Annotated in this window: 21 protein-coding genes; 9 read left to right on the top strand and 12 right to left on the bottom strand. The window is 48.1% G+C overall.

Going from position 1 to position 23,036, the window contains the following annotated elements; translation table 11 throughout:
- Positions 1–44: 44 nt before the first annotated feature.
- The 5 genes from egtD to ACYVGR_RS19965 all read right to left on the bottom strand — a co-directional run bounded on the left by egtD (position 45) and on the right by ACYVGR_RS19965 (position 5,891).
- Positions 45–1,112, bottom strand: a complete 1,068-nt coding sequence (gene egtD, locus ACYVGR_RS19985) for an L-histidine N(alpha)-methyltransferase (protein WP_460959906.1) — start codon at positions 1,110–1,112, stop codon at positions 45–47.
- Positions 1,079–2,275: an ergothioneine biosynthesis protein EgtB gene (gene egtB, locus ACYVGR_RS19980; protein ID WP_460959904.1), complete on the bottom strand. Its 1,197-nt coding sequence runs from the start codon at positions 2,273–2,275 to the stop codon at positions 1,079–1,081. Before egtB ends, egtD begins: the two co-directional genes overlap by 34 nt.
- A gap of 89 nt (positions 2,276–2,364) precedes the next feature.
- On the bottom strand, positions 2,365–2,637 hold the full coding sequence (locus ACYVGR_RS19975; protein WP_460959902.1) for a UBP-type zinc finger domain-containing protein: 273 nt from the start codon (positions 2,635–2,637) through the stop codon (positions 2,365–2,367).
- 101 nt (positions 2,638–2,738) lie between these two features.
- Positions 2,739–4,400 carry an NAD(P)/FAD-dependent oxidoreductase gene (locus ACYVGR_RS19970; RefSeq protein ID WP_460959900.1) on the bottom strand — a complete coding sequence of 554 codons (1,662 nt, stop codon included), beginning with the start codon at positions 4,398–4,400 and terminating at the stop codon, positions 2,739–2,741.
- Between the two features lie 90 nt (positions 4,401–4,490).
- Entirely contained in the window at positions 4,491–5,891 is a 1,401-nt protein-coding gene (locus tag ACYVGR_RS19965; RefSeq protein WP_460959898.1) for an ATP-binding protein, read from the bottom strand.
- Between the two features lie 341 nt (positions 5,892–6,232).
- Here ACYVGR_RS19965 and ACYVGR_RS19960 point away from each other — a divergent pair, with 341 nt between their 5' ends.
- Both ACYVGR_RS19960 and ACYVGR_RS19955 read left to right on the top strand, forming a co-directional pair.
- A complete protein-coding gene (locus ACYVGR_RS19960) occupies positions 6,233–7,144 on the top strand; it encodes a ChaN family lipoprotein (protein WP_460960804.1) in 912 nt (303 codons plus the stop codon).
- 244 nt (positions 7,145–7,388) lie between these two features.
- Positions 7,389–8,153: an SDR family NAD(P)-dependent oxidoreductase gene (locus ACYVGR_RS19955; protein ID WP_460959896.1), complete on the top strand. Its 765-nt coding sequence runs from the start codon at positions 7,389–7,391 to the stop codon at positions 8,151–8,153.
- Between the two features lie 22 nt (positions 8,154–8,175).
- On the opposite strand, the gene ACYVGR_RS19950 is transcribed toward ACYVGR_RS19955, so the two are convergent.
- Both ACYVGR_RS19950 and ACYVGR_RS19945 read right to left on the bottom strand, forming a co-directional pair.
- On the bottom strand, positions 8,176–8,553 hold the full coding sequence (locus ACYVGR_RS19950) for an iron chaperone (RefSeq protein ID WP_460959894.1): 378 nt from the start codon (positions 8,551–8,553) through the stop codon (positions 8,176–8,178).
- 145 nt (positions 8,554–8,698) lie between these two features.
- A complete protein-coding gene (locus ACYVGR_RS19945) occupies positions 8,699–9,757 on the bottom strand; it encodes a hypothetical protein (RefSeq protein WP_460959892.1) in 1,059 nt (352 codons plus the stop codon).
- A gap of 84 nt (positions 9,758–9,841) precedes the next feature.
- On the opposite strand from ACYVGR_RS19945, the gene ACYVGR_RS19940 reads away from it, so the two are divergent.
- The 5 genes from ACYVGR_RS19940 to ACYVGR_RS19920 all read left to right on the top strand — a co-directional run bounded on the left by ACYVGR_RS19940 (position 9,842) and on the right by ACYVGR_RS19920 (position 14,488).
- Positions 9,842–11,059, top strand: a complete 1,218-nt coding sequence (locus tag ACYVGR_RS19940; RefSeq protein WP_460959890.1) for a putative sugar nucleotidyl transferase — start codon at positions 9,842–9,844, stop codon at positions 11,057–11,059.
- A 106-nt stretch (positions 11,060–11,165) separates the two neighbouring features.
- Positions 11,166–12,284, top strand: a complete 1,119-nt coding sequence (locus ACYVGR_RS19935) for a DNA polymerase III subunit (protein WP_460959888.1) — start codon at positions 11,166–11,168, stop codon at positions 12,282–12,284.
- Positions 12,285–12,400: 116 nt separating this feature from the next.
- The gene (locus tag ACYVGR_RS19930; protein WP_240543577.1) at positions 12,401–12,868 is read left to right on the top strand and encodes an ATP-dependent zinc protease family protein; all 468 of its coding nucleotides are present in this window, start codon (positions 12,401–12,403) and stop codon (positions 12,866–12,868) included.
- A 69-nt stretch (positions 12,869–12,937) separates the two neighbouring features.
- The gene (gene rimK / locus ACYVGR_RS19925; protein WP_460959886.1) at positions 12,938–13,846 is read left to right on the top strand and encodes a 30S ribosomal protein S6--L-glutamate ligase; all 909 of its coding nucleotides are present in this window, start codon (positions 12,938–12,940) and stop codon (positions 13,844–13,846) included.
- Between the two features lie 87 nt (positions 13,847–13,933).
- On the top strand, positions 13,934–14,488 hold the full coding sequence (locus ACYVGR_RS19920) for a hypothetical protein (protein ID WP_460959884.1): 555 nt from the start codon (positions 13,934–13,936) through the stop codon (positions 14,486–14,488).
- A 14-nt stretch (positions 14,489–14,502) separates the two neighbouring features.
- On the opposite strand, the gene ACYVGR_RS19915 is transcribed toward ACYVGR_RS19920, so the two are convergent.
- From ACYVGR_RS19915 to ACYVGR_RS19900, 4 genes are all read right to left on the bottom strand, one after another.
- The gene (locus ACYVGR_RS19915) at positions 14,503–15,357 is read right to left on the bottom strand and encodes a porin family protein (protein WP_460959882.1); all 855 of its coding nucleotides are present in this window, start codon (positions 15,355–15,357) and stop codon (positions 14,503–14,505) included.
- A 45-nt stretch (positions 15,358–15,402) separates the two neighbouring features.
- Positions 15,403–16,164, bottom strand: coding sequence for a DUF3575 domain-containing protein (locus ACYVGR_RS19910; RefSeq protein WP_460959880.1), 762 nt, complete (start codon positions 16,162–16,164; stop codon positions 15,403–15,405).
- Positions 16,165–16,270: 106 nt separating this feature from the next.
- Positions 16,271–16,912 (bottom strand): response regulator, encoded by a 642-nt coding sequence (locus tag ACYVGR_RS19905; protein WP_460959878.1) that lies wholly within the window; start codon positions 16,910–16,912, stop codon positions 16,271–16,273.
- A 66-nt stretch (positions 16,913–16,978) separates the two neighbouring features.
- Complete coding sequence (locus ACYVGR_RS19900; protein ID WP_460959876.1) at positions 16,979–19,273, bottom strand: sensor histidine kinase; 2,295 nt, start codon at positions 19,271–19,273, stop codon at positions 16,979–16,981.
- A 198-nt stretch (positions 19,274–19,471) separates the two neighbouring features.
- On the opposite strand from ACYVGR_RS19900, the gene ACYVGR_RS19895 reads away from it, so the two are divergent.
- The gene (locus ACYVGR_RS19895) at positions 19,472–20,383 is read left to right on the top strand and encodes a TIGR01777 family oxidoreductase (RefSeq protein WP_460959874.1); all 912 of its coding nucleotides are present in this window, start codon (positions 19,472–19,474) and stop codon (positions 20,381–20,383) included.
- Between the two features lie 72 nt (positions 20,384–20,455).
- Here ACYVGR_RS19895 and ACYVGR_RS19890 read toward each other — a convergent pair whose 3' ends face one another.
- The gene (locus ACYVGR_RS19890) at positions 20,456–21,880 is read right to left on the bottom strand and encodes a mandelate racemase/muconate lactonizing enzyme family protein (protein ID WP_460959871.1); all 1,425 of its coding nucleotides are present in this window, start codon (positions 21,878–21,880) and stop codon (positions 20,456–20,458) included.
- Positions 21,881–22,077: 197 nt separating this feature from the next.
- On the opposite strand from ACYVGR_RS19890, the gene ACYVGR_RS19885 reads away from it, so the two are divergent.
- A complete protein-coding gene (locus ACYVGR_RS19885; protein WP_460959869.1) occupies positions 22,078–23,016 on the top strand; it encodes an RraA family protein in 939 nt (312 codons plus the stop codon).
- Positions 23,017–23,036: the final 20 nt, after the last annotated feature.

Raw genomic sequence — 23,036 nt, 5'->3', positions numbered from 1 at the left:
AACTATGTGCTGCAAGCCCGACCGTAACTGGTCGGGCTTGTTTGTTATCGCTCAAACACCACATCGGCAAAATATCCTTTGCAATCGGTAAACCAGCCCGTCACCGAAAAGCCCGTTTGGTGAGCCAGGTTTTCGATCTGTGCCCGTGTAAATTTCCGGGAAATCTCGGTATGAATGATTTCACCGTAGTCGAACGGCACGGTCATGTCTAATGCGCCAATTTGAACGGTTTGCGCTTTCTGGCTCACCAGATACGAGCGCGCTTCGCCTGTTTCGGGATTGTATACTTCGTAATGATCAAAAGCGCTCAAGTCGAAATTAGCATCTAGTTCACGATTGATTCGTCGGAGCAGATTCAGATTGAAAGCTCGTGTTATCCCCTGCTTATCATTGTAAGCAGCATGAATAACAGCCGGATGTTTCTGTAGATCAAAGCCCGTCAGCACCAAATCACCGGGTTGGAGATGGTCGTGCAGCTGCTGGTAAAAATCGATAGCATCTTGTGGTGCAAAGTTGCCGATGTTCGAGCCTAGAAATAAAACAACCCGACGAGCGTCTGATTCTTCCGACAGTTGCTCGAGGGCATTGAAATAGTCATCATGGCGGGGGTTAAGCCGAAGATCGGGCCATTTCTGGCGAAGATCAATCACTAACTCATCCAGTGCATCAACCGAAATATCGACCGGAGCATAGGTAAAGTCGGCGTTTTTATCGGCAAAGAATCCGAGTAGAATTTTCGTTTTCAGGCCGTCGCCTGCACCCAGTTCAACCAGTTCAAATGGACGGTTATCAGTTGCAAATTGGCGAAGTAAATCAGCTTTATACGTATCCAGAATTTCATACTCTGAACGGGTCAGGTAATACTCTGGCGCATGCATAATTTCCTGAAACAGCCGGCTCCCCTCGGCATCATAGAAAAACCGAGACGACAATCGCTTGGGGGTTTTCTGCAAACCCGTCCGCACTTCATCGGCAAGTGGCAAGGAGACAGGAGCAGGGAGTAAGACATTAACATCATCTATAACTAACTCAGTACTCCCTACTCCAAGCACCGCGCCCCCTGCGCCATGCTCTTCGCTTATTCCACCAAGCGTATTCCCGTGTACTGCCATCGTTTGTCTGGTTGAAAAAAATTGCGATAAGTCGGCCGCGAATGACCTTCGGGAGTAGCTACCGAAGCCCCACGCAGAACGATTTGGCCACTCATAAATTTACCATTGTATTCACCTACGGCCCCCTCTGCCGTTATAAAACCGGGGTAAGGCAAATAGGCCGAATTGGTCCACTCCCAACGAGTCCCCCAGTTAAGTTGACGACTAGTCGACTGTACTGGGGCCGAGTCCACGGCGGCCACTTCCCATTCAAACTCAGTAGGCAAACGAGTTCCTTTCCAGCGGGCATAGGCATCGGCTTCATATTGACTCACGTGGCAAACCGGAACAGCCAAATCAATCGGCGTTAGGCCGTCGAATGTATAATTCCACCACTCGCCATCAATCTGGTGCCAATACAAAGGAGCCTTTATAGCATTAGCTTTTACCCACGCCCAGCCATCCGACAGCCAATGGCGGAAATTCGTATAACCACCAGCTTCTATAAACTCCAGGTATTCGCCATTGGTAACCAGATTTCCATAGAGTGTTGTATCGTTCAGATAGACCTTATGCTGGCCTAGTTCGTTGTCGAAATGAAACGATTGGGAGGTAGACGGATGTCCAACTAAATAGATGCCTTCCTTTATTGAAACGGGCGCTTTTTTTTCCTGTCGCTGGTGCTCAACGATAGGCATCTTAATAATCGGCAATAGTGGATTGTGACCCAGAATGTACTTAATATCGGTAATAAGCAATTCCTGGTGTTGCTGCTCATGATTCAGGCCCAATTCAATAAGCGCGTGAAGTTCAGGCGATAACTCTGCCTTATTTAAGAACCGGCTCATGTGCTCATCCACATAATCACGGTACATGTATACGCCTTCCACAGTTGGGCGACTCAGATTCCCACGATCTGTTCGCAACACACGCTTGCCAACTGTCTCGTAGTAACTATTAAATACGTAACTAAAATCGTCGTGGAAGGGTCGATAATTCGGTGCGTTAGGGATTAAAACGAAGGTTTCCCAGAACCAGGTTGTGTGCCCCAAATGCCATTTAGGCGGACTAACATCGACAATGGGTTGCACTACATAATCTTCGGTTTCAAGCCCCTGACAAATTGTTTCGGAGTGGGCTCTTACCCGAAAATATTGGTCAGTAAATGTTTGTTCGGCAATCATTCAGGTACGGTTTTGGGTGTGCGATCGGCATAGGATTAGTAAGCCTATATTAATCGTGAAAGTCTTAACCTGAATCGTGAGCTCCTTGTTTAATAATTTGCCATTTGTTCATCTACAAAACACCACAACCATCGTTCGCCCGGTTCGGATGAGACCACAACAGGGTGCTCACTGGCCAGAAAATGCTTTGTAGCATGTTTATTGGGCGAAGAATCGCAGCAGAGTGTTGTACCGCAGGTTTGGCAGGTACGTAAATGCACCCATGAGTCGCCAGTTTTAATGCACTCTTCACATACGTACTCACGAGCTGTACGGATTTCTGTTAAAGCAGACAGGTGTTCGCAAATAGTTGATCTGATCATAGTATTGAGTTTGAGTAAGGTGTAGGATATAGGGTGTAGGATATATGCTATAACTGACGCGAAAGCAATACATCATACTCCCTATATCATACATCAAGTAATCAGTTTTCGGCCAGGTATTTATGTACAAAACTCACGGCCATGGCACCTTCGCCAACGGCCGAGGCAACCCGGTTCATGGCCCCGGCTCGCACATCGCCAGCGGCAAAAATGCCCGCGCTGCATGTTTCGAGCAGGTACGGCTCCCGGTCGTGTTTCCAGACTTGCTTGAAGTCGGCGTAACGAGCCAGATCTCGCCCAGTCGCGATGAATCCTTTGGGATCTTTGATGATATTCATTTCGATCCAGTCGGTCAGGGGTTTAGTGCCGATGAAGATAAACAGACCGGCTGCTTTTACGGTCCGCCGTTCGTGGGTGTCCATGTTTTCCAACACCAGACATTCCAACAAATCATTACCTAGCCCTTCTACAACCTCTGTACAACCCAGCACGGTAATATTGGGAGTTCGTCCAATCTGGTCGATCAGGTATTGCGACATCGTTTCGGACAAATCAGGGCGACGAACACAAATGAATACTTCCGATGCCGTTCGGGATAAATACATAGCCCCCTGCCCTGCCGAATTGCCACCCCCGACAACATAAACGGGTTTTCCTTTGAACGCATAAGCTTCGGTCGTAGCCGCCCCGTAGTAAACGCCCGCTCCAGTAAATTTATCGAGGCTTTCGTTCTCTAGCTTATGATACGAAACACCCGTACTCAACACAATCGCTCGTGCTACCACCTCACTATCGTCGGCCATCTTAATGTGCTTGTATTGCCCCTGCGATTGAATGGAGATAACTTCCTGAGGAGCCAGAAATTCGACGCCAAAGCGTTGCGCCTGCGCAATAGCCCGACGGGTCAAATCAGCACCACTCAGCCCATTAGGGAAGCCGAGGTAATTTTCAATTCGCGAGCTCGTACCTGCCTGTCCACCAGGCGCCCGTTTATCGACCAGAATGGTTCTCAATCCTTCGGAGCCACCATATACCGCAGCGGCCAGGCCAGCGGGGCCTGCCCCGATAATCGCCAGATCGTAAAGACTTTGCGTTGCTTTAGGTTGCAAGCCTAGTTTGCTCCCCAACTCGGCAATTGTAGGGCGTGCCAGGACGGTTCCATCTTCCAGTACGACAGCGGGTAAATCATTCCGATTTTTGTCGTGCAAATCAAGTAGCTCCTGCGCCTGAGGGTCATTTTCAATATCGAGCCATTGATAGGGGAATAGATTGCCCGCCAGAAAATCCTTTAAATCATGCGACTGTGACGAGAACTGATAGCCTATCAGCTTTAAGCCCTCAAAAGCAGGCCGATAGTCTGACTGCCAGTCGCCGAGCAAATCATCCAGAACCGGATAAAGTTTTTCTTCGGGTGGGTCCCAGGGCTTGGCAATGTAATAGTCCAGTTGAACTTCATTGATAGCCCGAACAGCCGCATCGGTGTCCGAATAAGCCGTAAGCAAGGTCCGTTTGGCATTCGGAAAAATCTTGCGGGCCTGCATCAGAAACTCGACGCCCGTTAATTCAGGCATACGCTGGTCCGACAGAAACAGGGCCACTTCCTCCCCTTTCTTCTTGAATTCGGGCAACGAATCAAGCGCTTCGCGAACGGAGCTGGTGGCTATAATTCGGTATTGTTTTCGGTATTTTTTTCGCAAATCCTGCTGGATCGCCTGTAATACCTGTGGATCGTCGTCAATGGCAAAAATGATAGGAAGCTTCATTGGTTAAAGAGTGAAAGCGTGAAAGAGCGAAAGAGTGATGATCCGGCTAGAGCACTTTCCTTACGCTCATGCACTCTTTCGCTCTTTCACTCATTGAGTTGGAAGACAAACACTAAACTCCGTTCGGCCTGGCTTTGACTGGACTTTGACAGAACCATTATGGTGTTTCACAATGCCCTGAACAATATCCAGACCGAGACCCGTGCCTTTACCAATTCCTTTTGTTGTAAAAAACGGTTCAAATATTTTGTCCTGAATATCGCTCGGAATACCCGAACCATTATCAATTACCTTAGTCAATACAAAGTCTGAACCGTCAGGCTGGCTGCTGATTTCAAGCGTTCCACCATCGGGTAGCGCATCTACGGCATTGTCAATCAGGTTCGTCCAGACCTGATTCAATTCACCCGGCCAGCCACAAACGTCGGGCAAATCACTAGGCAAGTTGAGTGTCAGGTTAATGTGTTTGCCTCTGACTTTATGATCCAGCAAAGTAAGTGTATTCCGAATACCTTCTGCCAGTTGGATGCGTTCTTTCCCGGCTCCCCGGTCCATGTGGGTATAGTTTTTAATGGAGTTGACCAGCGTCGAGATTCGTTTAGAAGCCTCACTAATATCCAGTACTAATTTCTCAGTCACCAGATTATTAACCAGCCAGGTAACGACACCTAGTAAGTTCTTATCGCCAATTTTTTCCAGAATCCAGTCCAGATCCTCAACCGTAAAGCAGTATTCGACTAAGGGGCCAGCCAAATCCATCGAGTCATCTACACCATGATCGTCGAGCCAGTCGGTCAGGTCATCTTCGAGACTACTCCGTTCCAGCAACGTCATGGGCGAAGCAGATCCTTTGGCCAGACATTGATCTAATTTCCCGAAAAATACCCTATTGACCGAATCTACCTGCTCATCGGTCAGGTTGAGGTGCATGATGGTTTTGAAGGCTTCGGGGGTGGCTCGCATATGTGTTTTCAGCGTATCGGCGGAGCGCACAACGGCGGCCACGGGATTATTTAGTTCGTGCGCCAATCCTGCCGATAAGCGTCCAAGCGATGCCATTTTTTCATTCTGCTGCGTCAGTTTCGTAAAGTCCCGAACGCGGGTAGTCATCTGATGCACTAACGCTTCGGTCAGTTCGTAGCAGCTATGAATCAGGTCAGGCAGTTGGTTTCGGTGAAGACGAAGCAACCGGGTTTCCTTTTCGGTCACCATCCGATTCGGAATGCTTTTCATCCGCGAAAAGGGTAGCACGCCCAAAATGGCATGGGCATCGTAGGTCAGAATTTCATCACCTGAGCTGTTGGTGCCTGTATCAATCCGGATGCGGCCTTCCAACAATAACGATAGGTAATCGACGGGGTCATTCGCTTTATAAATAATCGTTTCGGCAGGAATGGTAACCTCTTCAGATCGATCAATGACCCACTGAAGCTGTTCATCAGGCACACCATCGAAAGCGGGAAACTGACGCAGGGTTTCTACTAAATTCATAGGAGGAAGAGGACTAATAACTGACTAGTGCTTTACCAAAGTAGATTTTCGGGTTCGCCCGTGCGGTTGATTCTGTCGGGTTCTATTGATGTCATTCTATTGATAATCAACAGCTAAACGATCAATTAGAATCGAAAGAATCTCTAGAATCTAAATTGGACAAGTACTAGATAACTAATTGTTTTGCGCATTGGTTAACATCCGAAAGCAAACTGAGGACACAATGTGTTAAGATAGGGGCTTTTTTTGACAGAATTATAACCTAGCCACCGTTTGGATTGCTATCTTAGAATCTTTCAAAATAACTTTGTCCGCCATTTCGACAAAGAACTTTCTACATGATGCGCTATCTATTACCACTGCTTTGCTGTCTGGCCATTGCCTTCCGCGCCGACAAACCGGCCTATCGATTATACACACCTACTTTAAAATCCACAACCTACGCCAAACTACTTCGTCAGGCCGTAGAAGCTGATGTTGTGCTATTTGGCGAATTGCACAACGACCCCATTTGCCACTGGCTCGAATTCCAATTAACCAAAGATTTGCAGGCAGCCAAAAAAGGCAATCTGATACTCGGCGCCGAGATGTTCGAAGCAGACAATCAAACCGCTCTCACCGACTATGTTCAGGGTAAAACAACGGCCAAAGAATTAGCCACGCAAGCCCGCTTGTGGTCTAATTTCAATACCGATTATAAACCCATTGCCGATTTTGCCCGCGAGCAGCATATCCCATTTATAGCCACGAATGTACCCCGCCGATATGCCCGACTGGTATCGAAACAGGGGTTAGCCGCGCTCGATACGGTTTCTGCCGAAGCAAAAACCCAGATGGCTCCGTTACCCCTCACCGTCGATTTAACGCTCCCTGGCTATAAAGGTATGATGGATATGATGGGTGGAAGTTCCTCGCCAGGTAGTACTACTAGTGCCGCCAGCGCCAATCCGCATGGAATGACGAGCGATATGACGGCCAATTTCGCTCGTGCCCAGGCCATTAAAGACGCAACGATGGCCCATTTCATTCTGCAAAACCGGAAACCCGGTCAGACATTACTGCATTTTAACGGCGATTATCATTCCAAAAATTTCGAGGGAATTGTGTGGTACCTGCGTAAGCAACAACCTACACTCAAAATCCTGACGATTTCCTCAGTTGAGATCCCCGACATCGACAAACCTGCGAGCGAAAATCGCAATCTGGCTGACTTTGTCATCGCTATCCCCGCCGATATGACAAAAACGTATTAACGGTCGCGTTCGATAAGTTTTTAATCTTTTGTTTCAGGTTCAAGGTTTCAGGTTAGTGCTTTAGCAAACTAGCTTCTAGGAGAATCTATCGATTCTTTTAATCCTATTATACTGATAATCAAAGATGATAGAATCCACCGCGCGGGCGGCCCCGAGAATCGATAGAAACTAAATTGGACGAGTATTAGTAAACTCCCAAAGGCGTTGCGTCGAAACGTTGAACCTGAAACTTGAAACAATCTAAATGATCAAAGACTTACTCAACCTCGCCGATAAAAACGCACTTGTCACGGGTTCCAGTCAGGGGATTGGTCAGGCCATTGCGCTGGCGCTGGCTGAATTTGGAGCAAACGTCATTGTTCATAATCGGAGTGGCGACAAAGAGGCCCAAAACGTAGCCAACCACATTCGACAACTTGGTCGTAAAAGTGCTGTGATCGGCGTCGATCTCGCAGAAGAAGATGCTATTGAGAAACTATACCAACAGGCCGCTAAGGCACTGGGAGCCATTGATATTCTGGTGATTAATGCATCGGTACAAGTCCCAGATCAATGGCAGGAAACCACACCCGACGATTTCGATAAACAGGTAAACGCCAACTGGAAGTCGACATTGTTGATGATTCAACGATTTACACCCGGTATGACCAAGCGTGGCTGGGGCCGAATTCTAACCATCGGGAGTGTGCAGGAATTGAAGCCTCATCCTGCCATGATCGTGTATGCGGGCACCAAAGCAGCCGTTGCCAACATGGTTCGAAATCTGGCGCTACAACTCGCCAACAAAGGCGTTACGGTTAATAATCTCTCACCCGGCGTTATCAAGACACCGCGCACCGATGAACCTACGCCACCCATTCCCGAGCACATCAGCGACCGCATGAGCATTCCAGTTGGCTCCGAAGGTCAGCCCGAAGACATTGCCGGTATGGCTACGCTCCTCTGCTCCGACGCAGGCCGGTACATTACGGGGCAAACAATTTTTGTCGATGGCGGTATGAGTTTGTAAGCTGTAGCGAACTCATCAGACACTACACTTTCTTTTTGCCTTTTGCCACTGCTTTGACCTGGTTTTGAGTAACCCGATACTTCGTAATTCGGGTGATCAACTCTAACGGAAGTGGTTGATCAAGCGGAAATTGAACCGATCCTTTGGCACCTTTATACCCAGCTAATTCTTCTTTAAACTCCTCCAAAGCCCTTGGTGCCGGATAAAAGCCAATATGATTTTTAAAAGCCCCGAAGTGCACCAGGTTTCCGTTCAGTTTTAAGGTAGGAAGTCCATAGCTGATTGCTTCCTCAGCCTCTGGTGCAGCCTGTTTAAGCGTCTGCCTAACTTGTTGCAAAAGCACCTGAGTCGCATCCGGGAAATCGGCGATATAGGCGTCGATATTGGTTGGTGTTGTCATAGCGGGTTTAGTTTCGATTTTAGAAAATTTTATGACTATCTCATTTTGTACAACGCAGTACAAAATCACTCAATCCAATACTCACTTTAAAGTACAAAATTCCGATTAAATAATCGAGCCTAATTCCAGGAATACATCATACGTCCTACATCCTACCTAAAACCATCCCCTCCGCCACCAACGCCCAACTATGGGCTTCGCATTGCCAACGCATTTGCACAATAGATCGGTCGGCAAAACGGCGTAGCCAGGGTTGCTCATAAGCAGTGAGTAAACCCGCAATGAAGAAATGAAAGGTTTTAACGTCCTGTTCGATACCATCAAGCGATGGAAGGGGGACGGTTTCGCCTAAACGAACCAAAGCCGTTGTCAACATAATTTGCTCAACACGGTTCGTGGCTTTTGCCAATTCTCGATAACCATCCGCAATCAGTCGGGGGCGAATGGGCTCCAGTTCCGAAATAGGAAATGCAGCCATCAACCTCGCCAGATGATAAATAATCAGGGAGGTTCGGGCGTAGTGGGGCGCACACCGAAATGGCTCCGATACGTATTGCCCTGATTCGACAATTGATCGTAAATACGTCAGTGAATCTGCATCGTGCTGATTTAACGGCAACTTGTACTGATAAATCCAGTAGAGCAGGTTACTCAAGGCGCAGGCATCGAAATCAATGCCCATGTTTTTCCCAAACCAGGTTGAGTAAGCGCGTAGCTGCCGGTATTCTGGATAGGTATTCCGAATTTTGTGGCGTTGACTGCCGTTGGCGTGCTGAGTCAGCTTATTTTTTAACCAATGTTTATCGGCGTCGGGTTGATCGGTCGTCAGGTAAACCATAGCCGTATCGTCGATGTCGTCGGGAATCCGAAAATGCTCAAACCGATGGAACAAATGCCCATTTGGAAAATGTTGGGACGGGCACGTAGGCCAGAAATTGTAGGTATTCAGGCCATCTTTGTTCCGAAAAATGGGGTAAGCAGCAATCGCCTGTTCGGTTATTTGGTCAATCAATAATCGAGTTTCTGGCCCGACACGAGCACGCAGCGACTGCAACGTAAAAACCGTAATCGCCGTAAAGAATACATTGGTATCCTGCCGTCGATACCCAATCGTGTCATTTCGACGAACAGAGGGAAACAAGCCGGTCTCCTTCTGTAAATCGGCAATGCGCTGAATGATGGCGTCGGTTTTCGAGACAGTCATAGTTTTGGTAAAAGTACTGTTTCATGTATTCTTTTTTTAACGATTAAGGTTAGATATTTGCCATCTGATCCATTGACTTACTCAATGCCGAACCTGATTTTATTTGACGATCCGGTTATCCGAACAGCGCTGCTGCCCTTCACCTTTACGCGACCGGTGGCGGGTATTCGTGTGGGTATCCAAACGCTGGCCGAAAAATGGGCTGATGTGCTTGGTCAGACGGAGTCGTTTTTGACGGAACCGTATTTACGGGCCAAATTCGCTCAGAATGCAGGCTCCGACAATTGGTATATCAACGGGGCTGTTTGTCCAACGCCAGCACTGCATGAGGCCATTTTAACGCTAACACCCGGTGCAGGTCTCATAACCGCAGGTGGTGTTGTATTAGCCATCCGAACGAATACTAAATTGACGGTTTCGCCCACGATCAACGGCGGCTATAGCTTTCAAACGTTCAATGAGCCACTAACCATTATCTATAATCTGTGGGATATTTTCGTTCATAATGGCGACCAGATTCGTGCTGATTTTGCCCGATTAACCGCCGGACGAACATCGGCACCTATCACAGACCCCTTTACACGTTGCTATGCGCCCGAAAACATTTTTTTAGAACCCGGCGCGACCATTCGGGCCTCTATCCTGAATGCCGAAGGTGGCCCCATTTATATTGGGCGCAACGCAACAATTAGCGAAGGTTCTATAGTGATTGGGCCATTTTCGCTTGGTGAGGAATCGACCGTGAACTGGGGTGGAAAAATGCGCAGCAACACCACCATTGGGCCATTTTGTAAAGTAGGTGGCGAAGTGAGTAATTCTATCTTCTTCGGTCATAGCAACAAAGGACACGACGGCTTTTTGGGCAATTCGGCTATTGGCGAATGGTGCAATCTGGGGGCTAACGTAAATAACTCAAACCTCAAAAACGACTATAGCAACGTTAAACTCCACTCCTACGCAACGGGACGACTTGAAGATACGGGTCGTATTTTCTGTGGCCTGATGATGGGCGACTTTACCAAAGCGGGTATCAGCACCATGTTCAATACGGGTACTGTTGTGGGCGTTAGCGCCAACGTGTTTGGCAGTGGATTTCAACCTAAACACATATCCTCCTTCTCATGGGGCGGAGCGATTGACGGCTTCACCACTTATCGACTAGAAAAAGCGCTTCATGTAGCAGCCGAAGCCTTTAAACGACGCAATAAAGTATTTGATAAACAGGAAGAAGACATCCTCAGAGAAATCTTCACGCTGGAGCGAACCCGATCCTTTAATAACTCATCCCCATTCGATTTATAGCTCCCTTTTTTAGAGCCTATTTAGTACTCCGCTTTAGGCCCTATTCTTTTCAGGCGGTCTGCCGTTACGGGAGGGATTACGGTGAGGTCAAAGTTTCCACAGACTTATGCAATTTTCTGAAATAATTGGCCAGGAAGAAACCAAGCAGTTATTGCTGCGGGCGGTTCAAACGAACCATCTTGCACATGCGTTGCTGTTCGATGGTCCCGAAGGAAGCGCGAACCTGGCGTTAGCCTTGGCCCTGGCTCAATATGTCAACTGCGAGGATAAACAGGCCAACGATGCCTGCGGGCGATGTGCATCCTGCATAAAAAGCCAGAAGCTGGTTCACCCCGATCAACACATGGTTTTTCCGGTGGCCAATCTGGGAAAGGGCAAAAACTCCGAAACGTATTTAGCCGACTGGCGAAAATTTCTGATTGAGCAACCCTATCGAACATTGCCCAACTGGCTCGAAACGATGGGAGCCGACAATAAACAAGGCAATATTTCGGCCGAAGAAGCCCGAAATATTCTGCAAAAGCTGTCGCTCAAAGCCTATGAGGGAGCCTACAAAATCATGCTCATCTGGCTTCCCGAGCTGATGAACGTGACCTCGGCCAATGCGTTATTGAAAGTACTGGAAGAACCACCGACGCAAACATTGTTTCTGCTCGTGACGAATCAGCCCGATAAGCTGCTCATCACGATTCTGTCTAGAACCCAACGGGTGGCCGTACGGGCATTTACGGATGAGGAAGTGGCTACTTACCTACGTCAGCACCTGAATCTCGATGAAACCACAGCCCGTCGTATTGCTTATCTGGCCGACGGGAATCTGGCCGAAGCCCTACAACTAAGCCAGAACGATACGGCATCGATGGATCAGCACAACTGGTTTGCCGAATGGATGCGTACCTGCTACCGACAGGATCTGATTTCGCTGGTTAAACAGGCCGATCAATTCGACGGTTTCAACAAGGAAAAGCAGAAAGGGCTATTGGAATATAGTATCCGTTTGTACCGCGATCTGTTTCTTTGGCAGCAGGGAGCCGCCGAATTATTACGCTTGCCAGACAACGAAATGGCCTTCGTTAAGAATTTCGCTAAAATATTAACGATCAACCACATAGAAAGAATCGTACACGATCTAAACGAAGCAACTTACCACCTCGAACGCAACGCTCGCGCCAAGATGATTATGCTCGATATGTCCTTAACATTTAGTCGGTTGATTCGCGCGTGAATTGTTTCATGTTCAATGTTTCATGTTCAATGTTGTTGTATCCATAAGAATACTGGAGCCAAACAGACTATTTTGTTCTAACCTGGAACATTAAACTTGAAACAAGTTACTCCCCCATGAAAGCCAAAACGCCTAAGCCTAAGCAAATTATCGGCATGACAGACCTTGTCGATTTTCCAGACTTGAGTCTTTTCGATGTGCAGGCTAAAATCGATACGGGAGCCTATACATCGGCCTTGCATTGCAAAGATGTTCGCCTGGTAAAGTCGGGCGTTCGAACCATGTTAAGTTTCTTATTAATTGGTAAAAGTGGCGAGGAAGCGCGGCCGTTTTATAGCAACGAGTTCAGCCAGCGCATGATTCGCAACTCATTCGGCGTGGCGGAGAAACGCTATGTCATTAAAACCCGAATCATTTTATTCGGACGAACCATTCGGGCTGAGTTTACCCTCGCCGACCGGGAAAACCTCAAAAATCCAGTGCTATTAGGGCGAAAACTGCTCCGTAACCGCTTTATCGTAGACGTTTCTCAGAAAAACTTATCGTACCAGAAAAAAAAGTCGCAAGTCCACAGTCAAAAGTAGTTAGTAAAACGAATTATTCGCTTTTACTGGCCTAGCGTATCGACTGATAATCAGCGACTACCCACTTTTATGCGTATTGCTATTCTATCGGCTAAGCCTGATTTATACTCAACTCAACGACTTCTTGAAGCCGCCAGTCAGCGTGGTCATCAAGGTGTTGTTATCAATCATTTAAACTGTCAGGTCATGATCGAAGGCGGTAAGCCTTCGATTCTCTATGAAGGGACTGAACTGGATTCATTCGATGCCGTGGTCCCTCGCATTGGGGCCTCTGTTACCGACTATGGCTGTGCCGTTGTCCGGCAGTTTGAAATGATGGGCGTTTTCACAACCGCCAAATCGCAGGCCATTATGCGTTCCCGCAACAAACTGCGGAGTTTGCAGGTCCTTTCGAAAGCAGGCGTTGGCTTACCCAAAACGGTTTTTGCCAACCACCCTAAAAATGGCGATATCACCCGACTCATTAACCTCGTTGGTGGCCCGCCCGTTGTGATTAAGTTACTGGAAGGAACGCAGGGCATTGGTGTCGTACTGGCCGAAACGACTAAAGCAGCCAAGTCGACCATAGAAGCCTTTTATGGCCTGAAAAAGAACGTATTAGTTCAGGAGTTCATCGCCGAATCCAAAGGTGCCGACATCCGGGCGATTGTTATTGGCGGCAAAGTGGTTGGCGCCATGAAACGCCAGGGGGCCGAGGGCGACTTCCGGTCAAACATCCACCGGGGTGGCAACGCTTGTGCCGTAGAACTTACGCCCGATCAGGAAAAAACGGCGATCGATGCGACCCGCGCCCTCGGGCTGAAAGTTGCCGGTGTTGATATGCTCCCCTCCGATCGGGGCCTGCTCGTTCTGGAAGTCAACTCGTCGCCGGGCTTGGAAGGCATCGAAACGGCAACAGGTATCGACATTGCCTCGCAGATCATCACCTATATTGAAGATAAAATCCGCACCGACGAAGGTGATACGGTGGGAGTTTAAATGAATTACGGGTTACGATTTACGAATTACGATTTGCTTACGAGTCCAGCTAAATCGTAATTCGTAAATCCAAAATCGCAAATCAGTATGCCAGCCCTTGACCCTGACCTGAAGAAAGCCATTGTCCGAATGCCGGGCACGGAGAAAGATAAATTGCTGCTACGTTTAATTGCCAAAGATGCTGTGCTGACCGAGCGGCTTCAGTTTGAGCTGGTGGAAGAAGGCCAGACGATCGATGAACGGCGCAATCTAATCCGGGAGTTTATCGATCGTACGGCCAAACTTCATGCCGACACGGCGGGCTGGCTGATGATGGACATGCGCACCGTAAGTGGCTATATTAGTCGCCATCTGAAAGTAACAAAAGACAAGTACGGTGAGGTAGACCTGATGTTGTATATGCTCAATACGTTCTACGACAATAACGCTCATCTACTCCGTAAATACGATTCCCGGACTGATAAAGCGGCTGAGTACATCGCCAAACGCACGGATCAGGTTCTAAAAAAAGCCAGCAAACTCGACCCCGATTACCACATCGAGTTTGCCGACGAGATCAATAAACTGTTAAACTGGGTCAATCATACTGCTTCGGCCCACTACGCTCGTCAATTGGCGCTACCGAAGGAATGGTTAGTGTGAGATAAAGGTTTACCCTATTTCTTTCTAACCATAGCTGTCAGTTTCTTAAGCGGATAGGCTATGTTCAGACTTATGGAGCGCGTTTTGGTTTTGTCATCGCCACTGGCGGGGTCGATATTGACTAATCCCAATTCATATTCCAGGCTCAATCGTAACGCCTGCGCCAGTTCATAACCTGCCGTGAAGGCCACTCCGGCATCGAAGCGCTTGTAACCCGTAGTCTTGTCGAAAGCTGGATAGGATTCATTACCGCCCTGGTAACTGTAACTGTTTTTTCCCCATAAGCCATAGCCTAGGTAGATACCAGGACCACCAAATAGACGGCCTTTACCATTAGGCAGATCATGGTTATACAGTACATAACCCATTGTTTCCAGATAGGTCATTCGTGTTTTCGACGTGCCGAAATTATCATCATCTTTCCCCCCTTTACCAATTAGCTGAAAACCATACAGCAAGCTGACGTGGCTTAAAAATGGAGCTTTCTCGGATGGAGCCGTAGGACCAGGCAAATTCGTATTGGTAGCCAGCAAGGTAGTTGGATCGGCTGGTTGTGGCTTGCGAAACGAGCTATTCTTATTTTGGTAATAGTTAAGCATCTGATTCACTAACCTCTTGTTATTAAACTTAATAGCCAGGTTCAGGACCAGTACATCGGCAGGGTGATTTCGTAAATCGTTAAGACCTGGTGTATACTGATACGATGGCCCAGACAACCGTAAACGAGCTAAATCAATTGATGCCGACAGAAATGTTTGGATTTGCTTATCCGCTTCGGTCGGCGTTGGCTGAGGTAGGTTTTGCCCCCAACCAATCTCGGTCAACAAACTAAAAAATAGTACGACTAGTGCATATATTGTATTTTTCATGGCTGTAATTAGTTGAGTTGACTTAAAAGCTTCTTAGTCTTCCGCTCAGAAACTATAGGCAAAGGCGAGTCCGAAAGCTCGAACCCCATAATAAGGTCCGTTTAAGGTGGCTGTAATTGTCGGCAGATTCAGGGACGACTGTACGGTATAAAGTGGCAGTTGCGTATTGTCGATATCGTTTTTCAGCTTTACGATATCGGCTGGTTTCAGGCTGGGCCAGAGGGGATCTTCGCCCGTAAAAGTGGACTTCACATTTGTTCCATAGAAAGGCCCCAGCAACCACAAATCGAGGCCAACGTGTTTGCCAAACAACCACTGATAACCTAATAAAATACCAGCTCCGCCCCCACTAAAACTCGCATTCAAGTGCGCATGGTGCAGGATACCATCGCTGGGGGTGTAGGTGTAATCGTTGCTGATATCCATGCTCGCATAGCGCACAAAGGGTGCCAGATACCAGCCCGTAGGCGCATGACCTGCCAGATAGAAACGGTATTCGAGTGTACCAATCTTCTTGTTAAACAAGGTAGTTTCAATAGCGCGTCGGGCATCCTGGTTATCGCCGTATTGATCCAGAAGGGCATTTTTGAACGGAACTGGCGTGTTGCTGGGTGTATAACTACCCGACAGCGTGATGGAGCTATGTCGATTCAGTACCCGCTCAACCTGCAGGGTATAGCTATTGATAACGGCACCAGATAAGTTCAGTTTAACGACCGTCCGGTTCGTAAGTACCTGTGCCGTTGTTGCTTGCAGACACAGACTGAGCATTAACAAAGTCAGTAGAAATGATGATTGCTTTTCCATACGGGTGAATAATTAAAGCGTAGACGTTGATTTACTCAACAAAACTCGCCTTAGCCACTCCGCTATGAAATAGTTACTGCTAACGATTTTTGAGGTAGTTCCTTCTTTACACCAAGCCCTGCTCACGGGCGAAATTGACCAAACCTACTGGCGTATCGATCCCAAGTTTTCGGGCAATGTTACGTCGGTGAGCGTTGATCGTGAATTCACTAACGGCAAGTTCATCTGCGATTTGCCGGGTGGTCTCTCCCCGACTGATCAGTTGAATAATCTCGACCTCGCGTTTCGTCAACTGGTATTTTTGCATAAAGGTATCTTCCGACATATCCACCGCCGAAGTATGACGAGTAGAGTCGGCCACAGGCTGTAGCGTCGGGAACCACGGCTTACCCGACCAAACTTGCTGCACAGCCGTTTTGAGCGTTGGGGCATCGGTCGATTTGAGCAGGTAACCCATGCCGCCCAACGCCTGTACTTCCCGAATTCGCTGCGGCTGGTTGTAGCTGGTAAACACGATCACCTTCACCGTAGGGAAATCCCGTCGAATCTGTTTAAGGGCTGTCAGACCATCCGTTTTGGGCATATTCAGGTCCAGCAAAACCATATCGACCGGATGTAAGTGCAGGTAATCGAGCAGTTGGTGGCCATTGGTAACGGGCGGCAATAAATCCGTATCGGGTAAGTCGGACAGTACGCTTCGCAGTCCGTCGAGCAAAAGAGGGTGATCATCGGCAAGGAGAAGACGCATAGGAGTAGGTAGCCTGTTAAATGACTTAAAATTCTGATCTACAGCGGTCGTCTGAAATAGTTATCCCTAACTAATTTCCGATTCAACAGGCTCATTTTTGTTACCCACCTGATTCGGGACTTCGAGATTGTCGATAACCACTAGTGTCCCCCCCTCGGCTTTACGTTGTACATCCATCTGCCCATGACGAAGCGCTACTTTGGCCCGAATTGTCTGCAATCCCTGCCCATCGCCTATTGCGTCTGCTGGCATTCCTACGCCATTGTCTTCCACCAAAATCGTTACGTGCTGATCATGCTCAATAACCTCAATAGTGGCTTCGGTAGCCTGTGCGTGCCGGATAACGTTATGCACTAATTCCTGCACAATTCGGTAAAGGTCACTCAGAAATGAGATTGGCAAAGACTCTTCAAAACCAACCACAATCGTCTGAATTTTAACTTTCTCCGACAGATTGATACTCTCGGCCAATTCGTCAACTGCTCGCTTGAAACCCTGTTGTTCAATGAGTTGCGGGGTCAACCGATGGCTGATTCCACGCACCGTACTCGTTACAGAAGCCAGCACGTCCTGCGCTTTACGTAGTTTTGGTTCTGTGGGCGTATCCGATTCTACTGTTTCCAGCGCCGACGATACGTTCAGTAAAACCACCGCCAGTAACGGATTTACCTCATTATGAAGCTGATCGGCAATGGTCAATCGTTCGTTTTCTTCGGCCTGCATAACGCCATGCATCAGATCGATTTGCCGCTGTTTTTCAAGCTGCTCTAACTGACTCTGTTGCAAGGCTTCTCGCTGGCGGGCGCGAATCTGCCGATTTCGAACATAAAGGGTTAGTAAAACGATTGCCAGCAAGGCCAGCGCCAGGATGACTCCGTAGAATAGTCGTTCGCGCTGGAGCTGCCGTTCGCGCGCTGCGTTTTCAGCATTCAGACGACTGATTTGCTCTTCCTTATCCCGAATGCGCACACGAGCCAGAATCTGCTGAACAGCCCGGTATTGATTCAAATTCGTCAGCGAATCCCGAATGGCATAGTACGTCCCTAAGGCTTCTCCATAACGCGGATAATCGCCCTGTGCTTTGTTGAGTTCGGCCAATGACTGATAGTAATACAACCCAATAGCCGAGTATTGATTAGCCGTTGCCGCTGTTGTTAAAGGCAGCAACATTTGCCGCGCTTTCGCATAATCGCCCAATCGAAGTAACGCCCGGGCATAGAAAAGCTCGGGCGGAATCCGTGAAAACGAAGCGGCCGTGGCACCTTTTGTCAGCGATTGTTTGTAATAATCGGCGGCCTTTTTTAGCTGTCCGTCGTACTCAGCCAATAGACCAGCCGCCAGGAAGTAGCCAGAATATGGAATCTCACGCTCTACGCCACCAAACTGCCGCCGACTCGAATCAACAAATACTCTGGCTTCCTTAATCTGCCCCTGATAAAACCGTATCGCAGCCATTTCAGCATTAAAATAAGGGACATTGGGGGCTTTGGGGTTAGGACGAACCAGCGCATCATACACCATATCGGCGAACTTACCGGCATTCTCGTAGTCTGTCAATAACAGATTCAACTGGGCCAGCTTGAAAAGAACCGTAGGGCGAGCACTACGAAAATAAATAGTCGTTCGCTCATAGAAACGAGGATTTCGAGCCAGGCTGCTGTCTTTAGCCAACTCAAGAAGACTGTCGAAAGCCATAACCTGCTGCTGTGGATCGGCCAGGCAATACGAAGCACGACTATGGAGCGCCATAAAAAGTGCATTCTTATTCGGTAAGCCTTTTGCCAGGCGAATGGCCTCATTGAAATCGGCACACATAGCTTCGGTTTCTCCGGTCCTATTGCGGGAGGCAGCCCGAAAATTCCGCAGGAAGGATAACATCTCTCGATCATTAGCAGCACGAGCAGCCTGTTCGCCCAGGGCTAAGTAACGCGCCAGCGAATCGGGTTTATCCCAACTATGATACAATTGAACCGTATACGTCAGGGCATCATCATAAAGTTTGGGAATAGGTCGGGCATTCTGCCGAGCTTGCCGAAACAATGGCTCAGCTTCATCGAAATGGTTCAGCGATTCTTTCGCCTTTCCCCAGTTAATGAGCAGGATATGCGTCCAGCGTCGATTACCCATTTTCTGCACTTTAGGGACGTACTCGGCCAGCCATTCGTAAGCCAGCGGCAAGTTGGTTTGGCCCATATCCTGAATCAGATCACAGGTTTCCCGAAATGTGGCTTCCGTAATTGACTGGCGCTGAATTCGTGCCCAGGCAGCCCGCCCTTCGGCTTCAGTATAGGTTCGTGCCCATCCGGCAGTATAGGTTAAAAGAGCTACGAGTACAAAACCTATAAGTTGCCGAATAGTCATAACGGATATCGTTTAACGCTATAGAACATATATACGTAAAAATAATAGCCCGACCGAGTGGTTTTCATACTTTTGATTAAATGGGCTAAAGGCCAATCATTTACACGATAATCCGGGTAAGACCTTACCTCATTTCTAAAAACAACCTGTCTGTACGGTGCGTTATAAGTTTGTACCCACCAACTCGATTGCTGACGTATGAATGAAACAGTATTGATTACAGGGGGCACCGGCTCTATTGGTCGGCGCTTAACCCAATTGCTCCAACAGAAAGGGTATCAGGTCTCGCTACTAAGCCGATCGCTAAAGACCATTCCCGAAGTACGCGTATATCTATGGGATGTAAAAAAAGGGCAGATTGACCCACAAGCGATTACCACCGCCGATCATATTATTCATCTGGCCGGAGAAGGTATTGCCGATGAACGCTGGACTGATGAGCGAAAAGATGAAATTCTGAACAGCCGGACGCAATCCACCGAATTGTTGGCCCAAACCTTAGAAGAAACCGATCACCACGTAAAATCATTTATCGGGGCATCGGCTATTGGCTACTATGGAGCCGATACGGGCGACCGGCCACTAACCGAAACCACCGTAGGCGGCACCGATTTTATGGCGCAGGTAGTTCGGGCGTGGGAGCGTTCGGAAGATCAGATTGCCGCACTCAGTATTCGTACGGTGAAAATGCGAACGGGTATCGTATTAACGATGACGGGTGGTGCGTTACCTAAATTAGTCCAGCCAATTCGGCTTGGGGCAGGCGCGCCCATTGGTTCGGGACAGCAATATATGTCCTGGATTCACCTCGACGACCTCTGTCAGATGTACATTCAAGCCTTGGCCGATGACTCGTGGCGAGGAGCTTACAATGCAGTAGCACCCAATCCAGTCACAAATGAAACGTTGACAAAGGCGATTGCTCAGGTGTTACACCGACCTACCATTTTGCCAAACATTCCCGCTTTTGCGATCAAGCTTCTCTACGGCGAAATGGCGATTGTTGTTACTGGGGGGAATTATGTACTGAATAAGCGCATCGCCGAAGAGACCACGTTTACGTATCAGTACACCGATTTGACTAAAGCACTGGAGGATTTGTTAGGGTAACGCGGACATCCTGTCCGCAGTGTGAGATAAATTATTTCTTTTCTACACTGCGGACAGGATGTCCGCGTTACATTAACTCCATTCCCGATCGGCAGAGTCTCTTGTATTCCACATATCGGTGGGCGCGAACCAGGTACCACCTTTCTTGAGGAATTTTTTAGCAACTTCCTCATTCAGTTCAACGCCCAAACCTGGTTTATCTGGAACGCGGACAAAACCTTTTTCAACGATTGGTTTGATACCCGTTACCAAGTCTTCCCAACCGGCCACATCTACACCGTGATGTTCCAAAGCGACAAAATTCTCTGTAGCAGCCGCACAGTGTACGTTAGCCATCATTGATATGGGCGATCCGGCAAAGTGCATGGCCATTGGAATCCCTTTTTCTTCGGCATAATCGCCTATTTTCTTGGTTTCCAGCAACCCACCTGACGATGCCAGATCGGGGTGAATCATATCGATGGCTTTCGCATCGATGAGTTTAATAAACCCTTCTTTCAGATAAATATCTTCACCAGTCAATGTTGGTGTGTCGATAGCGTCAGAAATCTGTTTCCATTGATCGGTATAGAACCAGGGAACAAGATCTTCGAGCCACGCGAGCCGGAATGGCTCCATCGCTTTACCAATTTGAATAGCCGTATTTACGTCGAAGTGGCCAAAGTGATCGGCAGCTAAAGGGGTATCGTAGCCCACAATGTCGCGTACCTTACCTACGTGCTCAACCAACCGATCCAGCCCTTTTTTCGTAACCTGAATGCGTGTAAACGGGTGTTTTGTATTAGCGTAGTTGCCTAGTTTCCCTGGCTCACTATCGTTCCATTGTCTTTTCACACTCCAGTTGTTGGCATTCACCAGCATACCCGGCTGATCGGCCAGCATACCAATACCGAAATCCATTTTCAGGAACGTATAGCCCTGATCCCGACGTTTTTTCATATTCTCAGCGAACCCTTCGTAGGTATCAGCTTCGGGTGTGTCGGCATACAGCCGGATGAAGTCACGGTATTTGCCCCCCAGAAGTTGATAGGCCGGTACGCCGTATGCTTTACCAGCCAGATCCCAAAGTGCCATTTCAACGCCACAAACGCCACCAGCTGCCCGGCTTTGCCCGCCAAACTGCTTGATCTGCTTGAATATCTGTTCTACGTTGCACGGGTTCTTACCCAACAGCCGACTTTTCAGCATAAGCGCGTAGTTGGCACTAGCTCCGTCGCGAACCTCACCCCAGCCCACCAGGCCCTGGTTCGTATCGATTCGAATAATTGGGCTACTGAACGGCACACCTTGCAGAATAGCCACCCGCATATCCGTAATTTTCAGTTCCGATGGTTTGGCAAAACGGCTTACTTTCTGCGTAATAAATTCCATCTCCTGGTCTGGCGATTTATCGAACATGAGACCAAGTGAGAGTCCGCCTAATCCCGCTTTACGGAAAAAGTCACGGCGGCCAGAGGAGTTGTCGGGAGATGACAACCGGGAAAAAATGTCTTTCATAGTAGAACTTGAAGGTTAAAGGCTATTCTATACAGAATTTTAGAAATGAGTAGGGTGCATTCCGCGGCAAAATTGAACGAGCGCCTACTGTGGTCCAACGTTCTCGTCAGGGATGTATATAAGTAGACTAATGCCAGTATTTTACTTATGCTTTAGGCTTTTTGATGCATAATTCCTCTAAAACCCTTCGTTTCCCAATGACAAAAAGAACACTCGTCGTATTGACAATCATCACCCTTTCGGTGAGCTTTTTTGCCCAGGCCCAACGCATAGGCTCATCGCCCGAATACATAACGGCATTGACCTCAAACTGGAAAGGTGAACGTTTTCCAGATGGCCGCCCGAAGATTCCGGACATCGTGCTGGAGCGCTTACAGAACTGCACATTAGAACAGATTTGGGGCTATCTGGGTAAAAAAGGCTACCGAAATCAGGTTGAGAAAGACTGGGTTATTCTTAAACCCGGCGAAACAATGACTGGTCGTGCCGTAACGGCTCAATTTATGCCCACCCGCCCCGACCTCGATAGCTTGGTACGGGCGCAGGGCAAAGCCGAGGGTCGTTCGCAAAAAGGCGGCATCAACATCTGGCCCATTGACATTCTAACAAAAGGTGATATTTACGTCGCTGATGGTTACGGTAAAATTAAAGATGGTACACTGATCGGGTCGAGTCTGGGAAATGCCATTTATGGAAAAACAGGTAAAGGCGTCGTTTTTTACGGGTCGGTTCGCGACATGCAGGAATTGAAGGACACCAAAGGGTTCAACGCCTGGGTAAAAGGGCATGATCCATCCTACATTAAAGACATGACCCCAACGTCCATTAATGCGCCGATTCGCATTGGCGAGGTTACTGTGCTTCCTGGCGATGCCGTTTTTGCCAATGAATACGGTACGGTATTTATCCCGGCCCACCTCGTTGAAGGATTGGTATCAGCGTCCGAAATGACCGCCTTACGCGACGAATTCGAGCGGGTTCTTTTGCAACAAGGCAAATACCCATCGGGCGAAATTCACGGTGACTGGTCTGATAAAATCAAAGGTGAATTCAGAACCTGGGTTGGTAAATACCCAAAGAAATTAGCCATTACCCAGAAAGATATTGATGCCTATCTGGCAAAAGAAGGGCATTGAATACGCGTTTATTTTTTGTC

This window comes from Spirosoma litoris (genome assembly GCF_054776755.1).
Note: the sequence above shows the minus strand (reverse complement) of the source record. Positions and strands in the feature narration are given on the sequence as shown.